Source organism: Candidatus Jordarchaeum sp., assembly GCF_052745115.1.
Map to the genome: position 1 here is coordinate 1 of NZ_JBRAKS010000108.1, position 11,687 is coordinate 11,687.

Annotated in this window: 13 protein-coding genes; 7 read left to right on the top strand and 6 right to left on the bottom strand. The window is 41.2% G+C overall.

Annotated elements, in window-relative coordinates:
* The coding region (locus tag ACUVXA_RS09355) for an AbrB/MazE/SpoVT family DNA-binding domain-containing protein (RefSeq protein ID WP_445870989.1) at nucleotides 1-275 on the top strand (275 nt) is incomplete at its 5' end.
* The gene (locus ACUVXA_RS09360) at nucleotides 272-724 is read left to right on the top strand and encodes a type II toxin-antitoxin system VapC family toxin (protein WP_445870990.1); all 453 of its coding nucleotides are present in this window, start codon (nucleotides 272-274) and stop codon (nucleotides 722-724) included. The genes ACUVXA_RS09355 and ACUVXA_RS09360, both read left to right, overlap by 4 nt.
* A gap of 35 nt (nucleotides 725-759) precedes the next feature.
* On the opposite strand, the gene ACUVXA_RS09365 is transcribed toward ACUVXA_RS09360, so the two are convergent.
* The gene (locus ACUVXA_RS09365) at nucleotides 760-2,193 is read right to left on the bottom strand and encodes an acetate--CoA ligase family protein (protein ID WP_445870991.1); all 1,434 of its coding nucleotides are present in this window, start codon (nucleotides 2,191-2,193) and stop codon (nucleotides 760-762) included.
* 191 nt (nucleotides 2,194-2,384) lie between these two features.
* On the opposite strand from ACUVXA_RS09365, the gene ACUVXA_RS09370 reads away from it, so the two are divergent.
* The 3 genes from ACUVXA_RS09370 to ACUVXA_RS09380 all read left to right on the top strand — a co-directional run bounded on the left by ACUVXA_RS09370 (nucleotide 2,385) and on the right by ACUVXA_RS09380 (nucleotide 6,271).
* Nucleotides 2,385-3,866, top strand: coding sequence for an FAD-binding oxidoreductase (locus tag ACUVXA_RS09370; RefSeq protein WP_445870992.1), 1,482 nt, complete (start codon nucleotides 2,385-2,387; stop codon nucleotides 3,864-3,866).
* Nucleotides 3,867-3,877: 11 nt separating this feature from the next.
* Complete coding sequence (locus ACUVXA_RS09375; protein WP_445870993.1) at nucleotides 3,878-5,083, top strand: (Fe-S)-binding protein; 1,206 nt, start codon at nucleotides 3,878-3,880, stop codon at nucleotides 5,081-5,083.
* 324 nt (nucleotides 5,084-5,407) lie between these two features.
* Nucleotides 5,408-6,271: an NAD(+)/NADH kinase gene (locus tag ACUVXA_RS09380; protein ID WP_445870994.1), complete on the top strand. Its 864-nt coding sequence runs from the start codon at nucleotides 5,408-5,410 to the stop codon at nucleotides 6,269-6,271.
* Here ACUVXA_RS09380 and ACUVXA_RS09385 read toward each other — a convergent pair.
* Nucleotides 6,265-6,804 carry a hypothetical protein gene (locus ACUVXA_RS09385; protein ID WP_445870995.1) on the bottom strand — a complete coding sequence of 180 codons (540 nt, stop codon included), beginning with the start codon at nucleotides 6,802-6,804 and terminating at the stop codon, nucleotides 6,265-6,267. The two genes, ACUVXA_RS09380 and ACUVXA_RS09385, sit on opposite strands and share 7 nt — an antisense overlap.
* Nucleotides 6,805-7,098: 294 nt before the next feature.
* Between ACUVXA_RS09385 and ACUVXA_RS09390 the strand changes: the two genes are divergently transcribed.
* Nucleotides 7,099-7,518 (top strand): FKBP-type peptidyl-prolyl cis-trans isomerase, encoded by a 420-nt coding sequence (locus ACUVXA_RS09390; RefSeq protein WP_445870996.1) that lies wholly within the window; start codon nucleotides 7,099-7,101, stop codon nucleotides 7,516-7,518.
* A gap of 15 nt (nucleotides 7,519-7,533) precedes the next feature.
* On the opposite strand, the gene ACUVXA_RS09395 is transcribed toward ACUVXA_RS09390, so the two are convergent.
* The 4 genes from ACUVXA_RS09395 to ACUVXA_RS09410 form a co-directional block, all read right to left on the bottom strand.
* The gene (locus tag ACUVXA_RS09395) at nucleotides 7,534-7,722 is read right to left on the bottom strand and encodes an indolepyruvate ferredoxin oxidoreductase subunit alpha (RefSeq protein WP_445870997.1); all 189 of its coding nucleotides are present in this window, start codon (nucleotides 7,720-7,722) and stop codon (nucleotides 7,534-7,536) included.
* Between the two features lie 36 nt (nucleotides 7,723-7,758).
* The gene (locus ACUVXA_RS09400; protein ID WP_445870998.1) at nucleotides 7,759-8,907 is read right to left on the bottom strand and encodes an acyl-CoA dehydrogenase; all 1,149 of its coding nucleotides are present in this window, start codon (nucleotides 8,905-8,907) and stop codon (nucleotides 7,759-7,761) included.
* 174 nt (nucleotides 8,908-9,081) lie between these two features.
* Nucleotides 9,082-9,705: a hypothetical protein gene (locus tag ACUVXA_RS09405; protein ID WP_445870999.1), complete on the bottom strand. Its 624-nt coding sequence runs from the start codon at nucleotides 9,703-9,705 to the stop codon at nucleotides 9,082-9,084.
* 58 nt (nucleotides 9,706-9,763) lie between these two features.
* On the bottom strand, nucleotides 9,764-10,309 hold the full coding sequence (locus ACUVXA_RS09410; protein ID WP_445871000.1) for a Rab family GTPase: 546 nt from the start codon (nucleotides 10,307-10,309) through the stop codon (nucleotides 9,764-9,766).
* A gap of 117 nt (nucleotides 10,310-10,426) precedes the next feature.
* Here ACUVXA_RS09410 and ACUVXA_RS09415 point away from each other — a divergent pair, with 117 nt between their 5' ends.
* Nucleotides 10,427-11,401 carry a hypothetical protein gene (locus ACUVXA_RS09415; RefSeq protein ID WP_445871001.1) on the top strand — a complete coding sequence of 325 codons (975 nt, stop codon included), beginning with the start codon at nucleotides 10,427-10,429 and terminating at the stop codon, nucleotides 11,399-11,401.
* The last annotated feature ends 286 nt before the right edge of the window (nucleotides 11,402-11,687 follow it).

Genomic DNA, 11,687 nt, shown 5'->3' on the forward strand with positions numbered 1-11,687 from the left:
AAAGTCCAAGAATGGTATTATTTATCATTAAATCTTTCTACTGTTGTGAACCCCAAGAGATAAGGGAGAAACTAGGATTAGCCATTGGAGATGTGGTAGATGTTCAGTATAAAGACGGAAAAATTGTTATAGAGAAGATTAGTGGAGATTGGGAAAAAGTTATGGCAGAAACCGCCGGAGTTTGGGGTGATCATTCAGTCTTTGGAAGAATGAAAAACTCAGTCGAAGTGGTGCATTGGCTTAGAGGCAAAACAGAAAGAGGAAATAGAGATTGAGACTGGCACTTGATACAAGCGTAATAGTTAGCCATCTTAAAGGTGATGAATTTTCTAGTGAAACACTCAGATTTTTTCGGTGGGTTAGAGAGAAGAGACTGAGTTTAGTGTTCTCCGAAATTGTTTATGCTGAACTGTATACTGGAATATTCCTTAGTGAGAATCCTCAGGAAGAAGAAGTCAGGATTCAGAAGTTTATTGCTGCAAACAATATGTTGGTACACCTCAGTGGCTCGCTTGAGGTCGCAAAGACTGCGGGGCAAATGTTTTTCAAGCATTTACTCCGCAGGAAAGAAGAAAGAGAAAGAATTCTACCAGACTTCCTAGTGGCTGCTCATGCAGAGATTTACTCTAACGCTTTAGTTACTTGGAACCCTGAAGATTTCAAGGAGTATATGAGCACACCTGTTCTAACACCTTCAGAGGTAATTGAAAAAACAGAGTTCTAAATCAGCCCAACAAACTTATTCTAATACTTAAAATGTTATTGTGATTTCTGTCTATTTAAAAATTCTTGGTAATCAATCATTCTCTTTATTGCCCTAGCGGCTCTAGTCATAGTGGGCACAACAGATATTCCTCTGGCTCCATAGAATTTTCTTAAAAATATAGCTTCGTGTTCACTGAAAGCGGGAAGCATAGTTATTACAAAGGGCTTTCCCAGTTCATTCTTTATATAGTTTGCCGCGTCCCGTATGGATTTGCGTAGATCGACATACCATTGAAAACCTCTAAAACGCTTACCGACAGATCTGAAGCGATCAAGCATTTCAAAAATCACAAAATCGATGTTATCCTCAGCAGCGGCAAGTTTAACCACTTCTGCTATGTTGGCAAATCTGAAAAACGCGGAAGGTATATCTAGGGGATTTCTGGCACTAATCCCCGCAGCAGGTACCATCTGCTCGATCTTTTCTTTAGTCTCTTTTGATAAAAGAGGTATCTCTAGCCCCATTTCAACAGCCTTGTCGGTCTCAGAGACACTCTCTCCACCGCTGAAAGAAACTATTAAACCTCTTCTTCCTCGGGGATACGGATTGTTTAAAAAAACCAGAAAGGTGTCAATAAGCTCTTCAAGATCTCTGATACTAAGGGCTCCTATCTGATTCAAAGCCGCCCTCCAAATATTACCAGAACCAGCCAAAGAACCAGTATGCGAGGAAACCGCGACCGCTCCTCTCTCGGTTTGCCCTCCCTTCCATACTATCACCGGTTTTTTCTTCACCGCTTCTTTTAGAGTCTCAAGTAGTCTTCTCCCATTCTTGGTCCCTTCAATATAAGTGGATATGATTCTGGTTTTTGGATCTTCAGCCAGATACTCTATAAAGTCCGGGTTGTCCAAATCTATGGCGTTTCCATAGCTTACCACTTTACTAAACCCTATGCCTCTCAATCTTCCGGAATAAACTACCTGTTCGGTGAGCGCACCGCTCTGAGCTATAAAGGCAACCGGTCCCGCCTGCTTTGGGAAACCGGGCATAAAGGATAAACCGCTCTCCGGACAGTAAACTCCCATGCAGTTCGGACCGATTATTTTGGTGTTCCCTTTTCTTGAAATATTTAAGAGTTCCTGCTCTAGTTTTTTCCCCTCTTCTGTTCCAGTCTCACTATATCCAGAGGTAAAGAAGTGCACGGTTTTGATTCCTTTTTCCACACATTCCCGCATAACATCTGGTGTATACTTCGCTGGAACGGTAACCGTGGCAAAGTCAATATCATCATTGATATCTAGGACGCTTTTATAACATTTGATGTTGAAGATACTGTCGCGGTTCGGATTAACCGCGTAAACTTTCCCCTTGAAACCAGTAACCATCGGGGCAAATAGATAGAAGATTGAGCCCTCACTGACACCAATAATAGCTATAGACTTGGGGTGAAATAGTGTCTCGAAATATTCGAATTTCTCTGGATCCAAAAAACCACCAATTTTTAAAACTTTTAACAACACAAATCAAGGAATTAAATATTAAATTTTCCTAAAGCTTTATTAAAGGGTGGAAAAATCAAATAATCTTGGAGGGAGCTATAATATTATTTTTTGGTAAGGCATATAAGGAGTTTAATTCTTAGATAATTTAATGTTCCTAAGAATTGGGAGTTGATATCATGGTTAGTGTTTTAAAATCACTGCAAGATGCTTTGGGCTCTGAATATGTTTCAGACGAGGATTTCATGACCTACGCCTATGCTAGAGGCATAGACAGTGCCCTACCCGCAAATCCTCCCGACTTTGTAGTGAAACCAGGAACCACAGAGGAAGTTGCAGAGATAATGCGCATAGCTAACGAATTCAAATTACCAGTGGTACCTCGGGGTGGTGGATGCTGCTTAACTGGAGGCTCAAAGCCCATAGAAAAAGGAGGCATCCTTCTAGATACAACCAGAATGCACAGAATAATCAATATAGATGAGAACACGCTAACCGTTACCGTGGAGGCAGGAATAACGTGGGCAGAGCTTAACAACAAGCTCAACGAGCTAGGCTACTACACGGGAAATCTAGGTCCAGGGAGTGGAATGTCCGCAGTTGTTGGAGGCGGACTATCACACCACAGTGTGGGAGGGGGAGGAGGAGCAAAGTACGGCACATGCACTGAACACGTTGTTGCCTTAGAGGTCGTACTACCCACCGGCCAAATAATAAATACGGGTTCGAACGCCAGTATATACACCAAAGAACCTTTCTGCAGACACGGGTTCGGCCCAGACCTAACAGGCCTATTTCTAGGCGATAACGGTTTGCTAGGGGTTAAGACCAGGGCGACGCTAGAAATTTTCCCCAGACCCAAGTACCATGCAGCTAAGACTTTTACCATAGAAGAACCCTCAGCGGAGAACGCAGCCAAAATCTGGCTAGCTTGGAGAAAGAAAGGAGACCTTGGAATCTATGACTCCCAGTGGTGGCCACTGATAATGGTTCTAGGTTTACAGTTGTTATTAGACGTACCGCCAGTAAAGCCCTGGGTAGGGCTGCAGAAAGCGGTGTTCTGGTACACTATGGAGACCGAAACAGAAGAACAACTTGAGGCAAACTTAAAAATTGTAGACCAGATATGCAAAGAGCACGGTTGTACAGAAATGGGACCTGAGTTAAAAGATGGAAACATTGCCAAGTGGCACTATGAAGAACAAGGACACTGGCTAAACTGGCACAGTCTGTGGGGTGGAATGGGGCCCGGATCCATACCGTTAACGACTGAACACCACGCCGCTATTCACCGAGTCCCATACATAAGTCAGAAACTTGACGAGTGGGAAGCTGCACACAGGGCCGAGCTTGATGCAAACGGTGGAATGCAGACCGGAATATCCACCGCTATTCTCTGCGGACACACCACGGTAGAGGTGGACTCCGGATTATTGGCCTGGGATAAACCAGAATATCGGGAGAAGAATCTGGAGCTTTGGAAGAGTCAAATAGAGATGTTGCTCAGAGAGGGAGCGATGCCTTACATGGTGGGTGAGATGTATAGCAAGGGATTAATCGACACGGAGGCTTTTAATGGAACCTACTACGCATTTCTGAGAGAGGTTAAGCAATCCTTGGATCCAAACAGGATTCTTAGTCCAGGAAAATTCTATCTTTAGGAGGAGAGATTATGGCAAAAATGAAAAATACTAAAAAACTATCAGACATGGTTTATGCTTGTTCCGGTATTGGTGACTGCAGAATAGCCTACAGATGGGCTGTAGGAAGATATGGAGTTTGCCCTGTTCTAGAACACTCGCCACAATTTGATCCTTTCTATGCCAGAGGTAAAATTCGCATTGCCAAGGGACTACTGGAAGAAGAGCTTGAGCCCAGCGAAGGCCTAGCAAGGGTAATGTATCAGTGCACTACATGCGGGAACTGCCATTCTACATGCCATCAAACCTTGTGCGAGGAGATAATATTACCAATAGGCAGGTTTATCGATCACACCAAGCTTTTCGAAGCTATGAGGGCGGACTTGGTGGAAGAAGGACTGGGACCTATGCCGAGGCACAAAGAATTTCTAGAGTGGGCCAAAAAGGAGCATAATCCCTACATGGAGAAACATGAGGACCGTGTAAAATGGATTCCAAAAGGTAAGACTATTCCTCAGAAGGCGGAATTGGTTTGGTTTATGGGGTGCACTGAACCCTACAGGCAGCCAGAGCTTGCCCAGGCTTTTCTAAAAATTCTGGAAGCTGCAGGTGTGGAATTTGCGATAATACATCCAAATGAATGGTGCTGTGGCTCGGTATTCTTCAGAACCGGCGTATGGGACTTAGCGGAGGAGCTCGCCAAACACAATTTAGAGGCACTCAAAGCCTCAGAAGCTAAAAAGGTTGTAATTCATTGTGCTGGTTGTTTTAGAACTATTGCCAAGGATTATGTGGAGCTTTTCGGTGAACTTCCATTCGAGGTTATTGACGCCGTGGAACTCATCCGAGATCTGATGAAGGAGGGCAAGCTGAAGCTACAAAAGGCAAATGTAAAAGTGACCTACCATGACCCCTGTCACTTGGGTCGACACATGGAAATCTATGATGCTCCCAGAGAGATACTAGAAATGATGCCCGGGGTTGAGTTGGTGGAGATGAAGAGAATAAAGGACGCCTCCTGGTGCTGCGGTGCAGGTGGTGGCGTTAAAAGCGGATTTCCAGAATTAGCAGTAGAAATAGCTAAAGACCGGATAAAAGAGGCTGAGGAAACTGGAGCAGACTATATAATAACTGCTTGCCCCTTCTGTGTTAAAAATCTCCAAGACGCGGCAGAAGCCCTTAAGTCCAAAATTAAAGTTGCAGACATCGTGGAGCTAATCGCGGAGAACTTGGCTTAAAGAACATTATTTTCTCCCCTTCTATTTTTTCTTTAATTCTTTTTTAACTGTTCACACTTCTTCTGAGGAAAGTCGACTTAAAACGTTCCATTTTGGCTTTCTTTTTTATTTCCCATGAAAAACTAAAGATTTTCATACTTTGTCTAAGAAGCGAAGCTTATGTAGGTTTACCATGAAAAACTAGATTTTCGTCCTTTGTCTAAAACGCGTAAGCGTATGGGGGTTTTTAAAGCAATTAGTGGGATGAACTTTTATTATTTAAGAGTAATTTAAATAAGGGCACTTTTCTCATTTAATATGTAATAATTAATCTAGATGATTGAGATGGCTGATAAAGTCGGGATGGTTGTTAGGAAGGGTTCCCAGATAGCTGTTTCATCCAGCGAGAATATTTCACGATTTTTAGAGCATAAAGGAGTTATTACATATACTATTGATGGTGTAGAAGACCTGCAAGATGAAACTCTTTTTATTATATCGAATGGGGGAGATGGAACCGTACTAAAATCAGCTAGAATAGTTGTAGAGAGTGAAAAAAATATCCCAATTTTCCCAGTTAATTCGGGAACCGTGGGTTTTTTAACAGAAATCGACTGCCGAGAAGCCATTCCCGAGCTTGAAAAAATTTTAGAAGGACAATACAAAGAAGAAGTACACCACACTCTAGATGTTTATCTAGATGGCAAATATATGGGATTCGCAGTAAATGATATAGTAATTACCTCGGAACACGGTAGAATACTGGACGGAAAACTCTTCCTAGATAACGTTCTAATATCCTCTATTCGTGGTGACCGAATGATCATCTCGCCCCCTCTAGGTTCCACCGCTTATAATTTATCCGCAGGTGGATCCATAATACATCCAAAACTGGAAGCAATGTCTATTACCTGTGTAGCACATTTTTATACCACCAGATTTTTCCCGCTCATAGTCCCCATAAGTACAGAGGTAAAATTTGTTATATCCCATACGCCTACCGACAATTATGTTGTTCTGGATGGCCAAATGGTAGAAGTTAACGGAAAGAAAATCAATGGAGGCCAATCCATCACGGTAAAAGTCTCTGACAAGACCTTCAAACTCATCTACACTGAGCGATCTTACTACGAAAGAATTAACAAAGTGATTCTAACCCAACAGGAGAAATCCGCATGGCTGGAACCAGTTCCCGGAGACATTTACTGAAACCGAGAAATATAACTTTTATATTTTTTTGACCAGATTAAGACTATCAACCCTATGACTGAAATCAGTCCCCCGACAACTAGGAAAAAGCGCGGTATGTAATTCTCACTCTTAGGAAAAATCATTGACTCGGTATCGTAGAAGTGGCAACAGGAGTATAATAAGGCAACCCGATCAGTGGGATTATGTAACACAACAATGAGGGGACCCTCACTAAGTGAAGCGCCATAATAACAAGCCGCTGTTGACCACAATGTGGAGGAGATAGGAACATAATTAGGAGCACCACTAATAAATTTTAGAAAATTCTCATAGTCGAAAAGAAATACGTGGAAACGTTCCGTAGATTGGTATGAGCCCCCAACCGTATCACCTATGTCCGCGTCAATAACTTTAACAAATTGCCCTTTCGGAGGCACCAAAACCCATTCGCCCTTGGTCCAAGCCTCGGTACCGCTAACTGGGCGTGCCTCAAAAGAGTAAAAACTCATCAAAGCAGCCGAAAACAAGACTACAGTAAAACCAATCATCAAGAGTAAAACTCCAGCCTTTACAGATTTTTTAATCTCTCTCACCATCATATCTATTAAATTATCAAATTTGGTTTAATATCAAGAAAGGCAGTAAAATTTATTTTCCAATTCACTTATTTATTATTTTCTATAATGACAAAAATCTAGACCATGAGCCAAACCCTTATCAAGGCCCGTCAATGTTATACCATAAAAGTGTACACCAAACGCTTAAATCAACATAATGAATACTTTTTTAGATTAAAAATTTTAAAAAAGAATAAACGTTTCTTCTATTAAAAGGAGCATGAATAAATGCCAGCCAAGAAAGGAGACAAAGTAAAAATCGAGTACATTGGAACACTAAATGATGGAACGGTTTTTGACACTTCAGAAGGAAAAAAGCCGTTGGAATTCGAGGTAGGTTCTGGACGCATAATAAAAGGTTTAGAACAGGCAGTTATCGGAATGGAGATAGGAGAAGAAATAGAAATAAAAATAGAACCAAAAGACGCCTATGGATACGGCAACCCGGATTTAATTAAGAAAATACCTCGAGAGAAACTACCGGAAAATCTGGAACCAGGTATGATTCTCAAGATAACAACCCATGATGGCGAAATAATAAGGGGAGAAGTAGCAAAAGTAACAGACCAAGAAGTAACTTTGGATTTAAACCATCCCCTAGCGGGTTTAGTGTTAAATTTCAAAATCAAGCTCATAGATATTTCTTAATTTTTTCTTAGAAGATTAGGAACTATTTTGTTCTATGAAGATGGCTCCCGCTGTACAGACTGCTACACATTTTCCGCATCCGTCACAATCTTCCCTTATCTTGGCTTTTCCCTCGACCAGTTTTACACCCTTTTCGGGCAATGGGCACTCAAATAAGCAAAAAGCGCAGCCCGTACATTTATCCTCATCGATCACTATCCTCATCCGATTTCCTCTTGGTACAAATTACTGATTTTGGTTTCAAGATTTTAATAATTGTCCGGCAATTACCATTCTCTGAACTTCACTAGTACCCTCGTATATTTCGAGCACTTTGGCGTCCCGGTAGTATCTTTCAACCGGGTAATCTTTCATGTAGCCGTAACCTCCATGAATCTGGACCGCTTTGGACACCACTTCTGTGCAGATTTTTGATGAGTAGAGTTTTGCTATAGCAACTTCTTTGGTGAATCGAGCTCCCTTGTCTTTAAGGAGTGCTGCGTGGTGTGTTAGGAGTCGGGCTGCTTCTATTTGGGTTGCCATTTCGGCTAGCATGAACTGGACTGCTTGGAAGTTGGCTATGGGTCTGTTGAACTGTTGTCTTTCTTGGGAGTATTTTAGTGCTTCTTCAAAGGCTGCTTGTGCTAGTCCCACGGCTTGGGCTGATGCCCCTATTCTCGCGGAGTCTAGTATGGTCATGGCTATTTTGAAACCGTCCCCTTCTTTTCCCAGAAGGTTGGCTTTGGGTATTCTGCAATTATCAAACATTAGTTCGGAGTTAATCGCGGCGCGCATCCCCATTTTATCCTCTTTTGACCCGGCACTATATCCCGGAGTTCCTTTTTCCAATAGGAATGCACTTATTGGCTTCCTTTTGGCTTCCTCTGCCGAAGGGGTAACCGCGAATACGAGAGACAAACCAGCAACTGGTCCACTTGTGATGAATATTTTACTGCCGTTTAAAATGTACTCGTCTCCTTCAGGGGTTGCGGTGGTTCTCAATGCTTGGGCGTCGCTTCCCGCTCCTGGTTCTGTGAGGGCGAAGGCACCTATGATTTCTCCTTTGGCTAATCTTGGAAGGAACCTTTTTTTCTGTTCCTCGTTGCCAAACTGGGCAATTGGTTGGGCACAAGCAGAGTTGTGGATCTGAAGGGTTAAGCCAATTCCACAAACCACCCGGGATATTTCCTCTATCATTATCGCATAACTTACGGTGTCTAGGTCTGAGCCCCCATACTGTTTAGGGATCTGTGCCCCCAGATACCCTTGCTCCGCCATTTTCTTTGTCTCTTCCCAGGGAAACTCGGCATTCTCATCCATTTCACGTGCTCGAGGAGCTAGCACGGTTTCCGCAAATTCTCTTACCGTACTTCGGATTAGTTCCTGCTCTTCGGTTAGATCAAAATCCATAACAACACCTCAATATTATACTACGAATTTACAAACTAGTATTTCAGTTTTTAGCATAAACTAATGAATTTGTGAGCAAAATTAACTTATATAATTAATGATTCTTAACCCACTCAAAAATCTAAAATAATAAATAGAACAGATAGCCAGAATGTTCTCCAAAGATAGAAAATTTTAGAACGAATTAGGATACGCCAATGAAATGGTAATCAATCTGGTGTGAATTTTTAGTTTGCCCTCAGTTTTTTCCAATATTTCAAAGGTTACTAGCTTTTCTAAATCATTCTCTACAGTTTTTTCGTCTAATTCCAGCTCCCTAATTAAATCTTCTTTGGTAGCTTCTCCTTTTTCAACAATAATCTCCAGAATTTTTCCAATCGCGGTATTAGAATCGTGCCCCAGAAGATCAAAAATTTTGCGTCCTTCTGGATATTTAAGTTTCAACAAATTGATATAGTAATCCTTCTCATCCAAGGAGTCAAACCAGCCCGCAAAGGCAGTGAATCGCCCCACCAGTGAGAGTTGCGCTAATGCCACCTTTTGCTCGCTGCCAAACTTCAGGACAATCGATATGCCTGTTGACAATCGCAGAATAAGATAGTTACTAGTAGAAAGAAAATCACCCACCCTCAACTGAGGAATAAGGCTGATAAAATCATTCAACACTTCGTCGCATTCATCAAAATTCTCCTGATATAAAATTTTCCCCGAACTAGTAACCAACACTCCCCCAATAGGCCTGCCAGAACCACACTGAGCAAAAACATTCTTGAAAGCCAGTTCAGGGTTAATCTCCAAAATCATCACCAGCAGAAACCCATTCAAAAATTTTTAAAGTAAACTAATAATTTGGAGTTCAATTCACCTTTTTGCTGACAGTAAGGTAGGTCTTTGCAACAAGGTTTACCAAGTCCTGTAATAGTTCATCAGTGCCCTTACCGTAAAGGGCTGAGGTTTCAAAATATCTTAGTCCCAGTTTGTCAGAGAATTCTTTTGCCTTCTCTCGGGAAATGTGCCCTTTATCCACTTTTCTAATGTCAATTTTATTTCCAACTATTATCTTGGGAATACCGTCAACATTCTCCTGCTTCATAATTTTCAGCCATTCATTAATATCGTTAAGAGTTTTAGGCTGAGTTACATCAAACATCAGAACCGCAGCCTTAGCCCCCTTATAAAAGGCACCAGAAATATCACGAAACTGAACCTGGCCTCCAATATCCCAAAAATGCAGTGAAACCTCCTGCTCAGCATGCTTAGTATCAATCAAACCGAATTCCACACCAATAGTAGTTTTATAAATAGGGTCAACGAGTCCTTCAGTATACCTCTTTTTTAGGGTGGTCTTTCCTACACCGCCACTTCCTAGCAGGAGTATTTTGAATATGTATTTGTCTACCAATTGGGTCACCTCACCTACGGTCTGCGTTGCTGGAATTTGTATTTTCCGCTAAGAATAAATAGCTTTTGTCCCTTAAGAGTTTTTATATATTTAACACTATTTGTGGGGTTTTTATATTTGATACATGCTTTGCTTATTATTACGCAAGATGGCATAGGTCACGTTGTTCATGATGAGGGTATGGGTATTAATTTTACTCTTTTTTCGGGCATGTTAATGTCTTTGAACAAGTTTTTGACTCAGATTTTTGGTAAGGAACACCTTTACCGGGAAATAGAACTCGGAAGGTACACGCTTTTGCTTAAGGACACGGATAAGGGTCTCTGGGTATGCATTCACGACGTTTCGGATAATATGGAGCTTATGTATTCGAAATTGGATGATTTGGTTAAATTACTGGAGAGGAAGGTGGATTTTGAGAAGGAATTAAAAGCAGCTATTGAGCTTGATGATAAAACAAAGAAAAAGATAGAGAGCATTATCAATGTAAAAGTTGTACCTCAAGCGCTTCAATCCTTTATAGATAAGGAGATTAAGTGGCTTTCTGAAGGACGGATGATTAACATTATTCTTGAGAATGTTTATCTGGTTTCCTTGGAGGGAGGCATAGCTGCTAGCTGGGAAAAGGAAACTAAACCAGATCTTCCCATCAGTTATGCCTGTTTGAACATGCTGAAGAGTGTGCCTAACAAATCCGACTTGAAAATCGAGTTTTCCAGCAGACATGAGGCAGGAACAGAAGAATGGCGCTTGAGAAGAATAGGGAATAGTGAGTTTTTCCTCTTCATCAGGGCTGTAATGAATGAGGGCTCTAAAGCACTTTTCGAAATCCTAGTTGACCGAATCATACTTGGTTTAGAGAATACGCTGAAAAAGAAAGGCCCTGCCAAACAAATTACGGAGCCCAGCGCTCTGCTTCCAACCCAGAAACCCTTAACAATTCTGAAGGAAAGAAAAGAAGTGGCCTCGAAGAAATGGGATGAAATTCCAAAGGATGAAGAATTAATAGAAAGCTTAGAAACACTTGTTCAGAAAGTAGCCAAAAGAATTGAGCATCTCTCGGCAATCGAAGAACTCAATGAAGAAGATTAAAAAAATTCATTCAACTTTTTTTAAAAAAATGTTTATTTTTAATCCGAATTTTAAGCTAGAAAACATTTGAGCCCTAAACCCCATTGCAAAGGGACTTTTATTAGGAGTGTGAAGTGTGATTCATATTCATTTTTTCTTGTTGTTGATAATTCGTTTTTTATGGCAAGTTTTAAGCACTCGTAAAATTGTAAGCAAAGAAAGAAATTTATCGGTCTACTTCCAGATATCTATTAAGGGTTTACAGCAGTAGAAAGATTTAATGATAAATAATACCATTCTTAGACTT